Below are 17,887 nucleotides of genomic sequence, written 5' to 3'. Positions count from 1 at the left end.
CAGACTTATCGAAAATAAGTGACGGCAAGGCGGTCTGTCTGTATACTTCCGCGGTTTTTTATTAGTGATTGCGGTAGCGGTGATATTCTGCTATCTATAGCCGCCAGCTTTTTGGCTTGGTGGGATTGTACAGGAGAGAATCATGCCAGTAGGCAATAACAATAAATCCCTTGGGCTATTAGCGCTAGCGGGCGTAGTACCCTATGAAGCAGCGGTCGGGGAAGAGTACATGAACCCGAAGCAGTTGGAGCATTTCCGGAAAATTCTGGATGCATGGCGCCAACAACTTCGTGAAGAAGTGGATCGCACTAAAACACATATGGCTGATGAAGCAGCTAATTTTCCTGATCCAGTGGATCGTGCAGCTCAAGAAGAAGAGTTCAGTTTAGAATTACGCGCACGGGATCGTGAACGTAAGTTGCTGAAGAAAATTGAAAAAACGTTACAAAAGATCGAAAATGACGACTTTGGTTTCTGTGATACCTGCGGTATCGAAATCGGTATCAAACGGTTAGAAGCACGTCCTACTGCTGATCAATGTATTGATTGTAAGACGCTTGCTGAAATCAAAGAGAAGCAACTCGGCGGTTAACGCTGCGGCAACCTCAGTGTCAGCGCATCTTGCAAGACAAACGGCCGGTTATCGCGGCCGTTTTGCTCCCTCCCCCTCGGGGCCATTACATTTTGGCTCACTCGTGGCGGCTGTTGGTAGTTATCTTCAAGCAAAAAGTCAGCACGGCCAATGGCTGTTACGTATCGAAGACATTGATACGCCTCGCATGCAAGCCAATGCCGATAGCGACATTATGCACACCCTAGAAAGCTTTGGTTTATGCTGGGATGGCCCGGTTATTTACCAAAGCCAACGGTTGGATCGCTATCAAGACGTATTTAATCAACTCCAGCAACAAGGCTTGTTGTACGGTTGCCAATGTTCACGCAAAGCAATCCAAGCCGCCGGCGGCCTCTATAACGGGCGCTGTGCCGCTAAACAATTGACGACACCGCCGTTAGCCTGGCGTCTGCGTGCGGCAGATGTGCATTGTCATTTCCATGATCAGGTGTTTGGTAAGCAGCGTATCGATGCCGCTTTGGCCGCAGAAGATTATATCGTTAAGCGCCGCGATGGGTTATTTAGTTATCAACTGGTGGTGGTGATTGATGATCAGGATCAACAGATCAGCGAAGTGATCCGAGGGGCCGATTTACTCAGTATGACTCCCAGGCAACAACATTTGTTTCAATTGCTGGGGCAAACCGCGCCACTGTATGGCCATTTACCCTTAGCCGTTACCGCGCCGGGGCAAAAACTGAGTAAACAAAACCATGCAAGCGCCCTCGCTCATTGGCCAAATCATCACAGTTTAACGGCGGCATTACGTTTGCTAGGCCATGCCCCGCCTGATGAACTACGGCAAGCGCCAGTAACGGAAATACTTGCTTGGGCCACCCAGCACTGGCAGCTGGCGAAGGTACCAAAACAACTCGAAATTCGCTGTGCAGATTTTGCGTAATTTGCGCGACATTCACTCAGCGTAATTAAAATACAGAGAGTGCCGCCTTGCATTCTCATTTTCCGCAGATTCAGGTATGATACGCCGGTTTTTTCGGCTCAAAACAGCCCGTTCGTTTCCATTGAGGAGAAACACCATTATTTCGCGCGTGATTGACTTTTGCCGTCGTACCCTTGGCGCAAAAAATACCGAAACCGTAACGACCGAGCCAGTGGCTGCCGTTGCAAAAACTGCCGTGTCTAGCTTACCGCCGATGCGGGTTATTGGCCGTGATCAACACTCGATTTCTCGCAAAGACATCAGCCCGAATGCGCTGAAGGTGCTTTATCGTCTGAAAGACGCTGGCTTTGAGGCATATTTGGTGGGCGGCTGTATCCGCGATTTACTGATTGGTTTAAAACCCAAAGATTTTGATGTGGTGACCAATGCTCGCCCAGAAGAAATTAAACAGGTCTTTCGTAACTGCCGCTTAATTGGCCGCCGCTTTCGCTTAGCGCATGTGGTTTTTGGCCGTGAAGTCATCGAAGTGGCAACGTTTCGTGGCCACCATAGCGGTGCCGAAGACGATGAAAATGTTAACAAAATCGCTAGCTTAAGCGATCATGGTCAGATCCTGCGGGATAATGTCTATGGCACCATCGAAGAAGATGCTGAACGTCGTGACTTCACTGTTAACGCGCTGTATTACTCGATCAAAGATTTTACCATTTACGATTTTGCCGAGGGCATGCAAAGCATCGCTAATCGCAATATCGAGTTAATTGGCGATCCTGACGTTCGTTACCGTGAAGATCCGGTGCGGATTTTGCGCGCCATCCGTTTTGCCACCAAACTCAATATGCAATTGGCGGCGAAAACGGCTGCACCGATCCCGCAATTAGCGGTATTGCTGAAAAACATTCCGGCACCACGCTTGTTTGATGAGCTGGTAAAAATGTGGTTAGCCGGAAAAGGTTTCGATAACTTCATGCTGATGCGAGAGTTAAAAGTGCTGAAGCAATTGTTACCGCAGTTAGAAAAACTGCTGAAACAAGAGCCTGAAGGCAAAGCCTTTCAACTGATCACCCGAGCGTTACAAGATACTGATCAACGTGTAGCGCAAGATAAACCGGTGACTCCCGCCTTTATTTTTGCGGCATTACTCTGGTATCCGGTTGAAGTACGCGCTCAAACCTTACTGATTGAAAGCGGTTTAAACGAGAACGACGCTTTTAGTATCGCCATGACCGAAATTTTGGATGATGTGCAGCGCAATATTGCCATTCCTAAACGCTTTAGCCTAGCCATGCGTGACATCTGGATGTTACAAGGTCGCCTGACTAAGCGCGCGGGTCGGCGTGCCTATAAGCTTATGGAACAAACCAAGTTTCGCGGTGCTTATGATTTTCTGGTGCTGCGAGCAGCGGCCGAAGGCGGCGATTTGCCTGAATTAGCGCAGTGGTGGGAACAATTTCAGTTTACCGACGAAGCGAATCGATTAGAGTTAATTCAGCAATTGGGTCGCGCCGGACAAGAAAGACCGAAGCGTCGGCGTAATTTTAAACGTAAACCGAGCCATGATTAAGCAGACAGAATTATGCTATATCGGCTTGGGAGCGAATCTCACAGAGCCCGTCGCCCAGTTACAGCGAGCCGTTGCGGCATTAGCGCAACTGCCTGCTTGCCAACTGTTGCACGTATCGCGTTTTTACAGTTCTAAGCCGATGGGGCCGCAAGACCAGCCTGACTATGTCAATGCGGTGGCGGCCTTAACTACCGAGCTTAGTGCACAGCAATTACTGCAGGCTTTGCAACAGATTGAACGGGAACAAGGACGCCAGCGTAAAGCCGAACGCTGGGGGCCGCGCACTCTCGATCTGGACATATTATTATTTGGGCAACAGCAGATTGCTACACCAAGCCTCACCGTGCCGCATTACGGTATGACGAAACGCGAATTTGTGCTGTACCCATTAGCAGAGATTGCGCCGAACTTAGTATTACCCGACGGCACCGCTCTATCGCAATGGCTTAGCGCCGTGCCGTTAAATGGCTTGCAACCGCTGCAACTTGCCGCTCAAGGTACTTTGTGCGAAGGTGCACCCTCAGACAATTAGTCGGATACGATGATATGGCGAAGATAACCACCGCAGTCTTACAAAAAATGAAACAACAAGCCGATAAAATCAGCATGTTGACCGCTTACGATGCTAGCTTTGCTAAACTGTTTGCTGAGCAAGGCGTTGATGTTCTACTGATAGGTGACTCTCTCGGTATGGTGTTACAAGGCCATAGCGATACCCTGCCTGTGACTGTCCAAGATATCGCTTACCATACTCGCGCTGTGCGTGCAGGTGCGCCAGAAGCTTTCGTTATCGCTGATATGCCTTTTATGAGTTACGGCAGTACCGAGCAAGCGTTGCAAAGCGTCGTACCCTTGATGCAAGCGGGCGCCAATATGGTCAAGCTAGAGGGCGGTGACTTTTTATTACCCACCATTACCGCCTTAACTGAGCGCGGTGTACCGGTGTGTGGTCACTTAGGCCTTACACCGCAATCTGTACATATTTTAGGGGGGTATAAAGTACAGGGTAAAACGGCAGAGAAAGCCGATGCCATGCTGCGCCAAGCTTTAGCCTTAGAAGCCGCAGGAGCACAGTTATTAGTCCTGGAGTGCATTCCAACGCCACTGGCACAGCGGATCACCGCAGCTTTGACTATTCCGGTGATCGGCATTGGAGCCGGTAATGTTACCGATGGCCAAGTACTGGTGATGCATGATCTCTTAGGTATTAGCAGTGGTTACATCCCGAAATTTTCTAAAAATTATTTAGCCCAAACGGGCGAGATCCGCAGCGCCATTGCCAGCTATGTCAGTGAAGTCAAATCCGGCGTTTTTCCAAGCCAAGAGCACAGTTTTAATTAAATGAATATTCTGCAATCTGTTAATGAGCTGCGCAGCCAAATTCTGCGCTGGCGACAAGCGGGGCAAAGCATCGCTTTTGTGCCGACGATGGGTAATCTGCATGCTGGCCATCTAAAATTAGTTGATGTTGCGAAGCAACAAGCCGATCAAGTGATTTGCAGCATCTTTGTCAATCCCATGCAGTTTGGTAAAAACGAAGATCTGGCTAGCTATCCACGCACGTTAGAGGATGATATTGCCGGTTTAACACAGCACGGCGCCGCCGCTTTGTTTACCCCCACTCCTGAGATCATGTACCCACGCGGTTTAGACGTACAAAGTTATGTTGAAGTGCCTTTACTTGGCGATCTGCATTGTGGCGCCAGCCGTGCCGGGCATTTTCGCGGTGTCAGTACCGTCGTCAGTAAACTGTTTAATTTAGTGCAGCCCGATGTTGCCTGTTTTGGTCAAAAAGACTATCAACAACTGGCGATTATCCGGCAAATGGTCACCGACTTGTCTTTTCCTATTCGGATCATTGGTGTGCCTACTGAGCGCGCTGCCGATGGCTTAGCCTTAAGTTCGCGTAACGGCTATTTAAGCGCAAGTCAGCGCCAACAAGCGCCGGCGCTATATCAGATTTTACAGCAAGTAAAAGCGGCCATCTTGGCCGGCCAGCATGATTATCGGGCACTTGAGCGCCAAGCCAAAGCCGACTTAACTGAAGCGGGTTTTCGTCCTGATTATTTTGATATTAGCCATCAACACACCTTGGCCCTGGCAGAGCACGCCACCGAGCCGAAAGTGATCTTAGCGGCTGCAGCGCTTGGCACGACCCGATTGATTGATAATCTGGAAGTTTAATCAGTGCAGTTGTATTTAGGCTGCCCGATGTGGGCTAATCCGCAGTGGAAAGGCAGCCTGTACCCTGATGATACACCGCAACACGCCTTTTTAGCCCAATATGCCGCCGTGTTTAACACGGTGGAAGGCAATACCAGTTTTTATGCCGATCCAGATGCCAAAACAATAGCACGCTGGGCCTCGCTGTTACCTGCAGACTTTCGCTTACAATTAAAAGTCCCTTCGCGGCTGTCACATCAGTTACACAGTGATAATACCGCTGAACTGCAAGCCTGGTGGCAATTGCTCAGCCCGCTGCATCCGTTATTGGGTATGGTCCATTTACAACTGCCTGCTAGCACAGGCCCGGCCAATCTCGATTGGCTGACGCAACAACTGGATATCTTAAGGCCGTTAACCCCCATTTGTGTTGAGGTTCGCCATCCCGCTTTTTTTGACAAAGGCGAAGCAGAAGTGCAGTTAAATCGCCTACTGAGCCACTATCAAACCGAGCGTGTAGTGTTAGATAGCCGAGCGCTATTTTCGGTACCCGCTAATAGCCCTGCACTGCTGGATGCACAGCAAAAGAAACCACGCCTACCGGTGCATGCCATTTGTTTAACTGAAACGCCCGTGATGCGCTTTATTGGTTGTGCTGACGCCAGCATTAACCAGCATTATTACCAACCTTGGCTAACTAAAATTGCCAGCTGGCTGCGTGCAGGTAAAACACCCTATTGCTATTTTCATACCCCTGACAATCAGGGGGCACCTGCGTTAGCACGGCAATTTACCCGTGATTTACAACATCAACTGCCTGAGCTACAACACGCGGTACTTGCCCCCTGGCCAGGCGAGCAGCGCGACCAATTAGCCTTATGGTAGCGCTATTTGCTTTTCCTGATAACTCCTCCTAACCTTTAAATAAGCTCGCTCACTGGCTTGCGCAGGTGTTGCCACTAAACAACGCAATCATAATGTAGATCAAACCGCTGTTAACACAATTCCCTTACTATGACAGGGTTGATGTTTGGCATTATGCCGCAGCTAACGGCTGACAGGCTTTACTGATGCTGCTGAGCTCTGTGAGTGTTGTGCCGGCTACAGCAGGACACAGCCGTTACTGCAACCTGCCGCCATACTCAATAAGCATAGCCTCAACGTATTGTATTTATTAAACAACATAAGGATATGATCTTGCTTGCAGTACTTTTCGGCGTCAGTCGCGCAAACTTTCTTACTTTAACGCTAGTGTGTGTGTTATTGGCTGCTACGGCAGGCTGGCAAATGGTGGCCATGTCAACATGGCAAAACTACCTACTGGTGACCTTAATTGCGCTCAGTGCTCATATCAGCGTCAATGCCTTTAATGAATACTTTGATTTTAAATCTGGGCTCGATTTTTTAACCCAGCGTACGCCATTTAGTGGCGGCAGTGGTACCTTAGTAAACCACCCTGAGGCCAGTAATATTGCGCTGAAACTGGCGATTATCTCGTTATGTGTGGTCATTCTTGCCGGTCTTTATCTGAGCTTTCAACAAAGCTGGCAATTACTGTTGATTGGTATTCCCGGTGTGCTGATTATTTATGCCTATACTCAGTATTTGAATAAACATCCCTTAGCCTGCTTATTGGCACCCGGTTTTGGCTTTGGCTTACTGATGACACTGGGCGCCTTTTGGGTGTTTGCTGGGGGCTTAACCGCCGGTGCTTGGGTACTGGCGATGATTATCAGTTTGTTAGTCAGTAATTTACTGCTACTAAATCAATTTCCTGATGTTGAAGCGGATCGTCAAGTCGGCCGAAACCATCTGCCCATCGTTATTGGTCGCCGACGCAGTGCCATGGTGTTTACTGCTTTATTGCTAGCCAGTTATGGCTTATTGATCATAGCCGTTGTTATGCAATTACTCCCCTGGCAATCCTTGCTAGGCTTACTCAGTTTACCCTTATTGCTGAAGTTACTGCCGGGCATTTTTAAGTATGCCGACCAACCGACCGAACTTAGCCCCTATCTTGGGATAAACGTCATACTTTGCCATGTGTATCCCTTGTTACTTTGTGCCGGCCTTGCTTGGGCGGCAGTTTAAACACTCGCACACTTTTAAGGATTTTAGATGCAGGTACTAGAAACGGATATCGCCATCATAGGTGGGGGTGGCGCGGGGTTAAGAGCGGCGATCGCTGCTGCAGAGGCCGATCCGGCTTGTCGGATCACCCTGTTATCTAAAGTGTATCCCATGCGATCACATACCGTTGCTGCCGAAGGAGGGGCCGCCGCAGTGACCTTGGCGCAAGACAGTATGCAAGGCCACTTTGAGGACACTGTTACGGGTGGCGATTGGTTAGCAGACCAAGATGTCGTCGAGTATTTTGTGCAGCATGCCTATGAAGAATTAGTTAATTTAGAACGTTGGGGTTGCCCTTGGAGCCGACGCGAGGATGGCAGTATTCAAGTCAGACGCTTTGGCGGCATGAAAACCGAGCGAACCTGGTTCGCCGCAGATAAAACCGGTTTTCATATTTTACATACGTTGTTTCAAACATCTTTTAAATACCCGAATATTCAGCGCTTAGATGAGTTTTTTGTTTTAGATTTATTAGTACATGAGCAACAGATAGTTGGTGTGCTTGCCATAAAACTCAACACTGGCGAACTGTATCAGATCCATGCCAAAAGCGTCATTCTGGCAACGGGGGGCGCCGGCCGAGTATTTCACCACAACACCAATGGTGGCATTGTTACGGGTGATGGCATGGCACTGGCCTATCGGCATGGTGTCGCGCTGCGCGATATGGAGTTTGTGCAATACCACCCAACCGGTTTGCCCGGCTCTGGCATCTTAATTACCGAAGCATGCCGAGGTGAAGGCGGCATTTTACTCAATCGTGACGGTTACCGTTACCTGCAAGATTATGGCCTAGGCCCTCAAACCCCGCTGGGTAAGCCGGAAAATAAATGTATGGAGCTGGGCCCGCGCGATAAATTATCGCAAGCCTTTTGGCATGAACAGCAGCAGGGCCGAACGGGTGATTGTCAGGGGCATGCGGTTGTCTATTTAGATTTGCGCCATTTAGGCGAACGCCATCTGCAACAACGACTGCCCTTTATTTGTGAATTAGCTAAGGCTTATGTCAATGTCGATCCCGCAAAAGCCTTAATACCGATCAGACCGGCCGTGCACTACACCATGGGGGGTATTTTAACTGATGCCCAATGCCAAACCAGTATCGCCGGTTTATTTGCCGTCGGCGAATGTGCCTCTGTGGGGCTGCACGGGGCCAACCGCTTGGGATCTAACTCTTTAAGCGAATTACTGGTGTTTGGCCATGTTGCCGGTAAGCAAGCGGCCAGCTTTGCTAAAACGGCAAAGGCCGCTGCTCGCACTGAAGTGGATCAGTACTGCCAGCAGCAACAGCAACAGTTACAAGCCAAACTCGGCGTAAAAAGCGCCGACAGTGTCGCCGCAATTCGCCATGAGATGACACTGGCAATGGAACAAGGTTGTGGCATCTATCGTGATACTGCGGGTATGCAACAATGTTTAGCTACTCTGGCACACTTGCAGCAACGTTATCAACAGGTGTTCGTCAGCGACCACAGTAAGGTCTTTAATACTGAGTTAATTCAACATTATGAGCTGGGCTTCGGCTTAGATGTGGCCAACGCTATGGTCAGCAGTGCATTGGCACGGCAAGAGTCTCGAGGCGCTCATCAACGGATCGATGAAGGTATGCAACAGCGTGATGATGAGCGCTTCCTACAACATAGCCTAGCCCAGTTAACCGAGCAAGGTGCCGCCAGTATTCGTTATCAGCCCGTGCGTATCACTCAGAGCAAACCGGCGGTCAGACGTTATGGTGCAGAGCCCAGCCAACAGGAGCAGCGTTAATGCAGAAAACACTGGTGATTCAACGCTACAACCCAGAGCAAGATCACAAACCGCATCCGCAGCATTTCACTGTACCCTGCGATGACAGCACCTCGGTGCTCGATGCATTGTTATATATTCAGCAGCAACTGGATCCAACGCTGGCTTTTCGATGGTCTTGCCGCATGGCTATTTGTGGCTCCTGTGGCGTGATGGTCAATGGCATACCGAAGCTTGGCTGTAAAACTTTTCTGCGTGATTATAAAGATGACATCACGGTGGAAGCCTTAGCACACTTTGCCACCGAAAAAGATTTGATTTCTGATATGTCAGTGTTTTTAACCCATTTGCAGGCAGTCAAACCTTACCTCATTAACCACGACACCCACCCACAGCCGCATCAGCAAACACCAAAACAGCTGGCGAAGTATGCTAAGTTTTCCAACTGTATTAATTGTGGTTTATGTTATTCCGCCTGTCCGCAATTTGGTTTAAACCCAGCATTTTTAGGCCCTGCCGCACTGACTTTAGCCCAGCGTTATAATCTCGATAGTCGCGATCAGGGGAAAGCACAGCGCATGCCGCAGCTAAACGGTAAAAATGGCGTCTGGGGGTGTACCTTTGTCGGCTTTTGCTCGGATGTCTGCCCAAAACAACTCGATCCGGCCGCTGCCGTCAATCAGGGTAAAGTAGCGTCTGCTGCTGACTTTGTGATTGGTATCTTTAAACCTTAGGAGCGCATCATGTCAGAACCCCGTCAGGTTAACCGAGCCTATCAGAGTCAACTGCGGCGCAATTGGTGGTTAAAGCATGGCTACTATCAACGTTATATGCTGCGTGAAGCAACCGTTTTACCCTTATTGTTTTTTTGTGGTTGCCTGCTAACAGGCCTTTACAGTTTGCAACATAGCGAACAAAGCTGGTTGAATTGGCTTGCCTTTATGGCCACCCCTTGGGTGATTGGCCTAAACCTTTTGACCTTTTTTGCTAGTTTGTTTCATGCCAAAACCTTTTTTGAATTGTTTCCTCGGGTGTTACCCATTTTGCCGGCGCCGTTAATGATTGCGGGGCAATGGCTTGGCACACTCAGCGTGGCGTTATTACTCGCATTGTTATTAGGGGGTGTGCTATGACGCAACCGACCCGTTCTGATGAACCGATTTGGTGGGCTTTATTTAGTGCCGGCGGTGTGTGTTTTGCCGTGCTGATCCCAGGGTTAATTCTTACCCTCGCGATTGCTTATCCTTTGGGATTATTACCGGAAAACGCTTTAGATTATGCCCAAATACGCCAGTGGCTCTTTAGCGATTATTGGGGATTAGCAGGCTTAGTGCTAGTGGGCGCGGGGCTGTGTTTGCCCCTGTTTCATGCCATGCACCGCGTGCATCATGGTATGCATGACTTAATGCTCAGAGCGGGCGGCTGGGGTAAAGTGCTCTGCTATGGTAGCGCCAGCTTGTTAAGTGTGCTGGCGCTGTATTTTTGGTATTTAGGCCTAAGTGCAAGCTACCCCCCCTGACGCCGCAGCGTCAGAGTCAGGGTTAAGCTAAGATATCAGCAGCAAATTGGCGTAATCTGGGATAGAAGTCTTTGTCTAATTGCGCCAACTGATCTTGTTCCACTAAGACCTCACGCAAAATCTCTTCTGTGGTAAGGGGGTTCGCCAGTACCACACGAAACACGATCGTTTCTTGTCGATCATAGCGCACAGGAGTTAACCGGGTACGAGAAACAAAAGATTTCCCCTCTTCCCGCTGCCGTTTTTGAATAAACTGCGTTAAACCATTTAACAGCTCGTTGATACGGCGGCGTTGCTCAGGCGTGCCATGCGCCAGCGCTTTTTGCACCTGCGCAGGAACATAGCGGTAGGTCAAAATGCACAGTTCAGGCTCAGTGATCAGCTCAAAATCAATATTATGGCTAATCAGCGTGGCAAAGTACTTGGCTTTTTCGATGCTGCGTTCAATTAAGATCTGATAGCCTTTATAGCCAATCACTTGCAAACACGCGTGCACCAGCATGGCCATACCCGGCCTAGACCCTTCTAAGGTTTGGCTGCCGAGATCTTTCGAGCCCTTACGCAAAATATATTCGGCATGATGCTCAATCGCATTCGCCGCAGACGGATGCTTAAACACCACCATGCCAGCGCCCATTGGCACATACATTTGTTTATGCGCATCAATGGTCACCGAGTCGGCGCGCTCTATGCCCGCAAGCAGGGTTCGGTGCTTAGCCGAAAATAACGTCGCACCGCCCCAGGCCGCATCAACATGGAAATGACACTGATATTCTGCCGCCAGATCGGCCAATTTATCTAACGGATCCACGTTACCGGTTTCTGTCGCGCCGGCCACTCCGACAATCGCTAATACTTTAATTTGCTTTTGCTGTAGCTCGTTTAACACCCGGCGCATCTCGGTAATATCGGCTTTGTTATTCGCGTCAGTTTTTACCGAAATAACCGAATCACGGCCAATGCCAAGCACATCTGCCGCTTTACCTAACGAGTAATGCCCCCGCTCAGACACGACAATGGCTAAACCTTGATAACCGTAATGCTGCATCGCGCGGAATAAGCCCTCTTTTGCAATGCCTTTAAAATCACCCTCAGCTTTCAGCAGTTTGTTACGCGCAATCCATAAGGCGGTAATATTGGCAATGGTGCCGCCAGAACAAAACGCGCCGAGCGAGTGATTGGCACTGTGCATCCATTTTTTATAGAAACCTTCGCGCTCGCCGTACACTAAATGGTGCATCATGCCGAGCACTTGCCGCTCTAATGGCGTAAAGGCTTTCGAGGTTTCAATCTTCACCAAGTTTTGATTAAGCCCTACCATCATTTTCGATAGCGGCAACACAAAATAGGGTAAGGCTGACGTCATATGGCCAATAAAGCTGGGCGCTGCTGTATGCACCGAGTGTGCAACCAGCTTTTGCATAATGCTTTCGGTATAGTCAGAGACAAAACTGGGTTGTTCTGGGATCTGGTATGCCTGAAAATCCCGTTCGATTTGCCATAGCGGTTTTTCGACAGCAACAATGCTCTCGTTTAAAAAACCAGCCAAATTCTGCGACAAATTCTGCTCAATAATACTCAGTGTCGAGTCCGGCGCTTCCGGTACAGTAAAGATCCGCCACAACGCTTCTTCCGAAGCGGTTGCTTGGCGTTTTGTTTGGTCATTCATGCCTGTCAGTACCTTGCTGCATTCGATTAACCCTAGGTTGGTCTATACACCAACCTGGGGTGTTATGGTTGCAACCATTAAATGTCTGCAAAAATCATATCCCTGTATCCGGGATTTAGTATTTAGCTACGCAAACCTATACCTTTGTTAATAAGATACATGGCATAACTGAATAAAACGATGATAAATCCTAAAACTACCGCTAGCGCTAACCACAGACTGACGTCTGAATACCCTAAGAAACCATAGCGAAAGGCATTAACCATATACACTATTGGATTTAAAGCGGCAACTTTTTGCCAAAAACCAGGCAATAATGTCAACGAATAAAACACCCCACCCAAATAGGTTAATGGCGTTAAGACAAAGGTGGGGATAATACTAATGTCATCAAAGGTTTTCGCATACACCGCGTTGATTAAGCCACCTAAGGCGAACAGCATAGACGTTAAAATCACCGTAACAATAATGATCGCCAAATTATGAATTTGGATCGTTACAAAAAACAACGACAAGATGGTTACGATTAAACCAACCAACATGCCACGGGCCATACCACCGCCAATATAACCCAGCACGATAATAAAATTTGGCACTGGCGCAACTAACAACTCTTCTACATTGCGTTGAAACTTCGCACTAAAAAACGATGAGGCAACATTAGTGTAAGAATTGGTGATCACCGACATCATAATTAGGCCAGGTACAATAAACTCCATGTAGCTAAAGCCATTCATCTGACCAATACGTGAGCCAATCAAGCTACCAAAAATAACAAAATACAAACTCATGGTAATGGCGGGTGGCACCAAGGTTTGCACCCAGATCCGCATAAAGCGAGTAATTTCTTTATTTAAAATACTTTGTAATGCAATCAAGTACTGGCTTCTCATACTGCTGCCTCCCGACCATGCTCTACTAAAGCGACAAACAACTCTTCTAAACGATTCGCTTTATTGCGCATCGATAGCACTTTGACGTCTTGTGCACTCAGTTGGCTAAAGATAGGGTTTAAACCTTGCGATTTTTCTACATCTACTTCAATACTTTGTTCATCTAACTGTCGCCAAACAAAGTCGGTTAATTGTAAATTTGCAGGCAACTGTGCCACATCAAATATAAAGGTTTCTTTGCCCAGCTTGGCCAGCAATGCCTTCATGGTGGTGTTTTCAACAATATTGCCTTTATCAATAATGGCAATATTGCGACAGAGCATTTCGGCTTCTTCTAAATAATGTGTGGTTAGAATAATGGTGACACCTTGCTGATTAATGGTTTTTAAGAACTCCCACATCGAGCGGCGTAATTCGATATCCACACCGGCGGTAGGTTCATCTAATATCAATAGTTTAGGCTCATGCATTAGCGCCCGCGCTATCATCAAACGCCGCTTCATCCCCCCGGATAACTCACGGGCCGGCGCCGACCGTTTTTCCCACAAACCAAGCTGCCCGAGGTACTTTTCGGCGCGTTTTAACGCCACCGTTTTCGGTACCCCATAATAACCCGCTTGATTGATCACAATCTGTAACACCGTTTCAAACTGGTTAAAGTTAAATTCTTGCGGTACCAGCCCTAAACAACTTTTCGCTGCTTCTAACTGTGTATCGATATCGAAGCCAAACACCCGCACCTTACCTTGCGTTTTATTCACCAACGAACTGATCACACCAATAGTGGTGCTTTTACCTGCGCCATTCGGGCCAAGTAAGGCAAAGAAATCACCCTGCTTAACTTGCAAATCAATGCCTGACAACGCCACCGTGCCGCTGCCATAAACTTTATGCAGATCTGAAATATCCAGTGCAATTTCCAACGTTAACTCCTCTTTGAATACTTAGTTACCACCGTAGCCCCAACGTGCGACTAATTGCTGCGACAAACCCAGCTGGTCGAGAATACGTGCCACCATAAAATCCACTAAATCGCTGATCTGCTGTGGCTGATGATAAAAGCCAGGTGCGGCAGGCATAATACAAACCCCTAGCCGACTTAGCTTTAACATGTTTTCTAAATGGATGGCACTGAGTGGGCTTTCTCGCACCACTAAAATTAACTTACCGCCCTCTTTAATAACGACATCGGCCGCGCGCTCTATCAAGTTATCACTGGCGCCTTGAGCAATCGCCGACAGACTCCCAGTTGAGCAGGGACACACCACCATCTGCCGCGGCGCCGCTGAGCCAGACGCCACCGGTGAAAACCAATCATCTTTGCCATACACCTTGAGCAATTCAGCGTCACATTGAAAATGTTGCTGTAATTGCGCAGCACAGCGCTCAGCGGCGGCGGGTAACTTAATATCATGTTCGGTAGCAAAGACCACCCGCGCCGCACTAGAAATCAGCAAGTGCACTTTGACCTGTTGCTTTAACAACAATTCTAATAAGCGCCAGCCATAGGGCGCACCTGATGCCCCGGTAAAGGCTAAGGTGATTTCTGTTGGGGATTGATTCATTAAGTGTTCCATTTATCTGTGAGGGCAGTCAGTAGTTTCTGATGAATCCCGCCGAAGCCGCCATTACTCATAATGACAATGCTGTCACCGGGTTGAGCGGTTGCCACTAAACGCGTCAATAATTCATCAATATCGTAACTCACACTGGCCGGGCCATGTAACCGCGCAACCAATTCACTCATCGACCAACCGGCATTGCGTGGTTCAAACAGTAACACTTCATCGGCACTGAGTAACGCTTGCGGTAACGCGGCTTGATGCACGCCCAGTCGCATGGTGTTCGAGCGTGGTTCCAATACGGCTATAATACGTTGCTGGCCCACTTTGGCACGTAAACCTTTCAAGGTCGTTTCGATGGCCGTGGGGTGATGTGCAAAATCATCATAGATGGCGATATTGCCCGGCGCCCCTTTTAATTCCATGCGACGTTTCGGCGCAATAAAACGGGCTAAAGCTTCAATACTGACGGCAACCGGCACACCCGCATGACGAGCCGCGGCAATGGCCATCATACCGTTATCGACATTGTGCTGGCCGGTTAGCTGCCAAGTGACGCTACCTTGCAACTGTTGTTGCCAAAACACCTGAAATGCCGAACCATCCGCCACCGTTAACGCGACTCGCCAATCGGTACCATAAGCTTCGCGTTGACTCCAGCAGCCTAAGGCGAGTGTTTGCGCTACGGCCGGTACACCTTCCGGCGACACCACTAAACCTGAAGCCGGTACCGTGCGCAATAAATGGTGAAATTGCCGTTGAATGGCTGCCAAATCTGGGAAAATATCCGCATGATCATATTCAAGGTTGTTAATCACTAAGGTGCGTGGCCGGTAATGCACAAACTTCGAGCGTTTATCAAAAAACGCGGTGTCATATTCGTCAGCTTCAATCACAAAAAACGGCGCATCGCCTAAACGGGCAGAGCAATCGAAGTTTTGTGGCACACCACCAATTAAGAAGCCCGGTTTTAAACCGGCATACTCGAGGATCCAAGCTAACATACTGGCGGTGGTGGTTTTACCATGCGTGCCGGCGACGGCAATCACCCAGCGCTGCTGCAAGAGTTGCTCGGATAACCATTGCGGCCCTGAGCTATAAGCTAAACCGTGCTCAAGTACATACTCTACCGCGGGGTTGCCGCGAGACAGCGCATTACCAATAATCACCAAGTCAGGTGCCGGTTCCAACTGGGCAGGATCGTAACCTTGCGTTAAACTGATGCCAAGCTGTTGCAGTTGCGTGCTCATTGGCGGGTAAACATTGAGATCGGAGCCGGTGACGTGATGTCCCAAGGCTTTCGCTAATGCGGCGATGCCTCCCATAAAGGTGCCACAAATACCTAAAATATGAATATGCATATATCTTTTCTCTTAACAATCGCCGGCTATTGTAACAAATGCAGATAAAGCTGCGATGAAAACTGCAATTTAAGGAAAACTTCTTTAAAATAACTATTGCTGTAAACAGCAACCCTCTGACCCGATAAGAAAAGGACCTACTATAATGCGTCGCATCTCCCCCGTACTGCAACAAGATGGCGTGGATCCAGACCTGATCTCGCTTTTAAAAACTATTCTCGCTGCCTGTCGTGAAATTGCCTTTCGGGTAAGTCAAGGTGAACTGGCCGGTGTTTTAGGTTCAACCCTAGCCGAAAATGTCCAAGGCGAAACACAAAAAAAACTCGATATTATCGCCAACGAATTACTCAAAGAAATTATCTTAGAAACCGGTGTTGTCAAAGCGATTAGCTCTGAAGAAGAAGACACCATAGTACCGGGTAACCCTAATGGGCGTTACTTAGTCACGTTTGATCCGCTCGACGGCTCATCTAACACCGATATTAACAGCCTACTCGGCACCATTTTCTCAATTCTTCCTGCTGATGCAGCAAAAGAGGCTGACGATGCCAGTCAATTTTTACAACCCGGTACGGCACAAGTCGCCGCAGGTTATGTGCTCTATGGTCCGTCGACCATGTTAGCGCTAACGACCGGTAAAGGCACGCGTCTGTACACCTTAGATAAAACCTATGGCGGCTTCTTATTAACCGAAGACACGGCGACTATTCCTAAATACACCGCCGAATTTGCGATTAACATGTCAAACCAACGTTTTTGGCAGCCTGCTATGCAGGGATATATGGCCGATTTACTAAAAGGCAAGGAAGGGCCTCGTGGCAAAAACTTTAATATGCGCTGGATCGCCGCGATGGTCGGTGATGTGCATCGCGTATTGTGCCGTGGCGGTATCTTTATGTACCCACGCGATAACAAAGATCCGAGCAAGCCCGATAAACTGCGTTTAATGTACGAAGCTAACCCGATGAGCTTTTTAGTAGAGCAAGCCGGCGGGGCAAGTTCAACCGGCTATGAACGTATTATGGATATCGTACCCACCGATATTCACCAGCGTGTGGCCGTTATTTTAGGCTCAAAACATGAGGTCGAGACCTGTATTGGCTATCATGCTAAGCAGCCCAACTAAGACCAATAACTTATAGCGAATTTTACGGGCGTCATTATAATGTCGCCCAGCCATTAACCAGAGGACCAAGCGATGAGCTTAAGCGATGTAGCTGCAGGTAAAAATCTGCCAGACGAAATTAACGTCATTATTGAAATTCCAGCGAATGCTGACCCGATTAAATACGAAGTTGATAAAGATACTGGCACGGTGTGGGTTGACCGCTTTATGTCGACCCCGATGTTCTACCCTTGTAACTATGGTTTCGTTAACCAAACCTTATCGTTAGATGGGGACCCAGTTGACGTTTTAGTGCCAACACCTTATCCATTAGTACCAGGTGCGGTAATCAAATGTCGTCCGGTTGCCGTTCTGCATATGGAAGATGAAGCAGGCCAAGATGCCAAAGTATTAGCGGTTCCAGTCAGTAAACTGACGAAACTGTATGATCATATCCATGATGTGAATGACGTGCCTGAACTGCTGAAAAAACAAATTCAGCACTTCTTTGAACGTTATAAAGAACTGGAAAGCGGTAAGTGGGTAAAAGTAACGGGTTGGGGTGATGTTGCTGCCGCCAAAGCCGAGATCATGACCTCATTTGAACGCGCGAGCAAGTAACCTCATTACGCCATAAGCTAGCATCACTGGCTTATGGCGTTTA

The 17,887-nt window shown here is 48.4% G+C and carries 19 protein-coding genes; 14 read left to right on the top strand and 5 right to left on the bottom strand.

The window, feature by feature from the left end:
- Window positions 1-142 precede the first annotated feature (142 nt).
- The 12 genes from dksA (at window position 143) to frdD (ending at window position 10,633) form a co-directional block, all read left to right on the top strand.
- On the top strand, window positions 143-592 hold the full coding sequence (gene dksA, locus LMJ53_RS06520; protein ID WP_226749552.1) for an RNA polymerase-binding protein DksA: 450 nt from the start codon (window positions 143-145) through the stop codon (window positions 590-592).
- Window positions 593-608: 16 nt separating this feature from the next.
- Window positions 609-1,514, top strand: a complete 906-nt coding sequence (gene gluQRS, locus LMJ53_RS06515) for a tRNA glutamyl-Q(34) synthetase GluQRS (protein WP_229585341.1) — start codon at window positions 609-611, stop codon at window positions 1,512-1,514.
- Window positions 1,515-1,590: 76 nt separating this feature from the next.
- Window positions 1,591-3,078, top strand: coding sequence for a polynucleotide adenylyltransferase PcnB (gene pcnB / locus LMJ53_RS06510; RefSeq protein WP_229585340.1), 1,488 nt, complete (start codon window positions 1,591-1,593; stop codon window positions 3,076-3,078).
- Window positions 3,071-3,610 carry a 2-amino-4-hydroxy-6-hydroxymethyldihydropteridine diphosphokinase gene (gene folK, locus LMJ53_RS06505; protein ID WP_229585339.1) on the top strand — a complete coding sequence of 180 codons (540 nt, stop codon included), beginning with the start codon at window positions 3,071-3,073 and terminating at the stop codon, window positions 3,608-3,610. Before pcnB ends, folK begins: the two co-directional genes overlap by 8 nt.
- Before the next feature lie 14 nt (window positions 3,611-3,624).
- A complete protein-coding gene (gene panB / locus LMJ53_RS06500; protein ID WP_226749549.1) occupies window positions 3,625-4,419 on the top strand; it encodes a 3-methyl-2-oxobutanoate hydroxymethyltransferase in 795 nt (264 codons plus the stop codon).
- Complete coding sequence (gene panC, locus LMJ53_RS06495) at window positions 4,420-5,262, top strand: pantoate--beta-alanine ligase (RefSeq protein WP_226749548.1); 843 nt, start codon at window positions 4,420-4,422, stop codon at window positions 5,260-5,262.
- 27 nt (window positions 5,263-5,289) lie between these two features.
- Complete coding sequence (locus LMJ53_RS06490; RefSeq protein ID WP_229585338.1) at window positions 5,290-6,126, top strand: DUF72 domain-containing protein; 837 nt, start codon at window positions 5,290-5,292, stop codon at window positions 6,124-6,126.
- A 312-nt stretch (window positions 6,127-6,438) separates the two neighbouring features.
- Complete coding sequence (locus LMJ53_RS06485) at window positions 6,439-7,332, top strand: prenyltransferase (protein ID WP_229585337.1); 894 nt, start codon at window positions 6,439-6,441, stop codon at window positions 7,330-7,332.
- Window positions 7,333-7,359: 27 nt separating this feature from the next.
- Window positions 7,360-9,135, top strand: a complete 1,776-nt coding sequence (gene frdA / locus LMJ53_RS06480) for a fumarate reductase (quinol) flavoprotein subunit (protein WP_229585336.1) — start codon at window positions 7,360-7,362, stop codon at window positions 9,133-9,135.
- On the top strand, window positions 9,135-9,848 hold the full coding sequence (locus tag LMJ53_RS06475; RefSeq protein ID WP_229585335.1) for a succinate dehydrogenase/fumarate reductase iron-sulfur subunit: 714 nt from the start codon (window positions 9,135-9,137) through the stop codon (window positions 9,846-9,848). Before frdA ends, LMJ53_RS06475 begins: the two co-directional genes overlap by 1 nt.
- Window positions 9,849-9,857: 9 nt before the next feature.
- Window positions 9,858-10,247, top strand: a complete 390-nt coding sequence (locus LMJ53_RS06470) for a fumarate reductase subunit C (RefSeq protein ID WP_229585334.1) — start codon at window positions 9,858-9,860, stop codon at window positions 10,245-10,247.
- Window positions 10,244-10,633 carry a fumarate reductase subunit FrdD gene (gene frdD / locus LMJ53_RS06465; protein ID WP_229585333.1) on the top strand — a complete coding sequence of 130 codons (390 nt, stop codon included), beginning with the start codon at window positions 10,244-10,246 and terminating at the stop codon, window positions 10,631-10,633. The genes LMJ53_RS06470 and frdD overlap by 4 nt, the downstream gene beginning before the upstream one ends.
- 22 nt (window positions 10,634-10,655) lie before the next feature.
- On the opposite strand, the gene panP is transcribed toward frdD, so the two are convergent.
- The 5 genes from panP to mpl form a co-directional block, all read right to left on the bottom strand.
- A complete protein-coding gene (panP, locus tag LMJ53_RS06460; RefSeq protein ID WP_229585332.1) occupies window positions 10,656-12,302 on the bottom strand; it encodes a pyridoxal-dependent aspartate 1-decarboxylase PanP in 1,647 nt (548 codons plus the stop codon).
- A 122-nt stretch (window positions 12,303-12,424) separates the two neighbouring features.
- Window positions 12,425-13,195, bottom strand: a complete 771-nt coding sequence (locus LMJ53_RS06455; protein WP_229585331.1) for an ABC transporter permease — start codon at window positions 13,193-13,195, stop codon at window positions 12,425-12,427.
- Window positions 13,192-14,118 (bottom strand): ABC transporter ATP-binding protein, encoded by a 927-nt coding sequence (locus LMJ53_RS06450; protein ID WP_229585330.1) that lies wholly within the window; start codon window positions 14,116-14,118, stop codon window positions 13,192-13,194. Before LMJ53_RS06450 ends, LMJ53_RS06455 begins: the two co-directional genes overlap by 4 nt.
- 21 nt (window positions 14,119-14,139) lie before the next feature.
- Window positions 14,140-14,760, bottom strand: coding sequence for a flavin prenyltransferase UbiX (locus LMJ53_RS06445; RefSeq protein WP_226749538.1), 621 nt, complete (start codon window positions 14,758-14,760; stop codon window positions 14,140-14,142).
- Window positions 14,760-16,118, bottom strand: coding sequence for a UDP-N-acetylmuramate:L-alanyl-gamma-D-glutamyl-meso-diaminopimelate ligase (gene mpl / locus LMJ53_RS06440; RefSeq protein WP_229585329.1), 1,359 nt, complete (start codon window positions 16,116-16,118; stop codon window positions 14,760-14,762). Before mpl ends, LMJ53_RS06445 begins: the two co-directional genes overlap by 1 nt.
- Before the next feature lie 145 nt (window positions 16,119-16,263).
- Here mpl and LMJ53_RS06435 point away from each other — a divergent pair, with 145 nt between their 5' ends.
- Together LMJ53_RS06435 and ppa are read left to right on the top strand one after the other, a co-directional pair.
- Window positions 16,264-17,244, top strand: coding sequence for a class 1 fructose-bisphosphatase (locus LMJ53_RS06435; protein ID WP_229585328.1), 981 nt, complete (start codon window positions 16,264-16,266; stop codon window positions 17,242-17,244).
- Window positions 17,245-17,316: 72 nt separating this feature from the next.
- The gene (gene ppa / locus LMJ53_RS06430) at window positions 17,317-17,844 is read left to right on the top strand and encodes an inorganic diphosphatase (RefSeq protein ID WP_226749535.1); all 528 of its coding nucleotides are present in this window, start codon (window positions 17,317-17,319) and stop codon (window positions 17,842-17,844) included.
- Window positions 17,845-17,887: the final 43 nt, after the last annotated feature.

The organism is Rheinheimera sp. UJ51 (assembly GCF_020819615.1).
In the GTDB taxonomy this organism is placed as follows: domain Bacteria; phylum Pseudomonadota; class Gammaproteobacteria; order Enterobacterales; family Alteromonadaceae; genus Alishewanella; species Alishewanella maricola.
The sequence above is the reverse complement of the archived record's forward strand: the minus strand, read 5'-3'. Positions and strand labels throughout refer to the sequence as shown.

Bases quoted from the DNA above. Each gene is read 5' to 3' on its own strand.
- dksA (WP_226749552.1), top strand. From the start codon at position 143: ATGCCAGTAGGCAATAACAATAAATCCCTTGGGCTATTAGCGCTAGCG.
- pcnB (WP_229585340.1), top strand. From the start codon at position 1,591: ATGATACGCCGGTTTTTTCGGCTCAAAACAGCCCGTTCGTTTCCATTG.
- folK (WP_229585339.1), top strand. From the start codon at position 3,071: ATGATTAAGCAGACAGAATTATGCTATATCGGCTTGGGAGCGAATCTC.
- panB (WP_226749549.1), top strand. From the start codon at position 3,625: ATGGCGAAGATAACCACCGCAGTCTTACAAAAAATGAAACAACAAGCC.
- panC (WP_226749548.1), top strand. From the start codon at position 4,420: ATGAATATTCTGCAATCTGTTAATGAGCTGCGCAGCCAAATTCTGCGC.
- LMJ53_RS06490 (WP_229585338.1), top strand. From the start codon at position 5,290: ATGTGGGCTAATCCGCAGTGGAAAGGCAGCCTGTACCCTGATGATACA.
- frdA (WP_229585336.1), top strand. From the start codon at position 7,360: ATGCAGGTACTAGAAACGGATATCGCCATCATAGGTGGGGGTGGCGCG.
- LMJ53_RS06475 (WP_229585335.1), top strand. From the start codon at position 9,135: ATGCAGAAAACACTGGTGATTCAACGCTACAACCCAGAGCAAGATCAC.
- LMJ53_RS06470 (WP_229585334.1), top strand. From the start codon at position 9,858: ATGTCAGAACCCCGTCAGGTTAACCGAGCCTATCAGAGTCAACTGCGG.
- frdD (WP_229585333.1), top strand. From the start codon at position 10,244: ATGACGCAACCGACCCGTTCTGATGAACCGATTTGGTGGGCTTTATTT.
- panP (WP_229585332.1), bottom strand. From the start codon at position 12,302: ATGAATGACCAAACAAAACGCCAAGCAACCGCTTCGGAAGAAGCGTTG.
- LMJ53_RS06455 (WP_229585331.1), bottom strand. From the start codon at position 13,195: ATGAGAAGCCAGTACTTGATTGCATTACAAAGTATTTTAAATAAAGAA.
- LMJ53_RS06445 (WP_226749538.1), bottom strand. From the start codon at position 14,760: ATGAATCAATCCCCAACAGAAATCACCTTAGCCTTTACCGGGGCATCA.
- mpl (WP_229585329.1), bottom strand. From the start codon at position 16,118: ATGCATATTCATATTTTAGGTATTTGTGGCACCTTTATGGGAGGCATC.
- LMJ53_RS06435 (WP_229585328.1), top strand. From the start codon at position 16,264: ATGCGTCGCATCTCCCCCGTACTGCAACAAGATGGCGTGGATCCAGAC.
- ppa (WP_226749535.1), top strand. From the start codon at position 17,317: ATGAGCTTAAGCGATGTAGCTGCAGGTAAAAATCTGCCAGACGAAATT.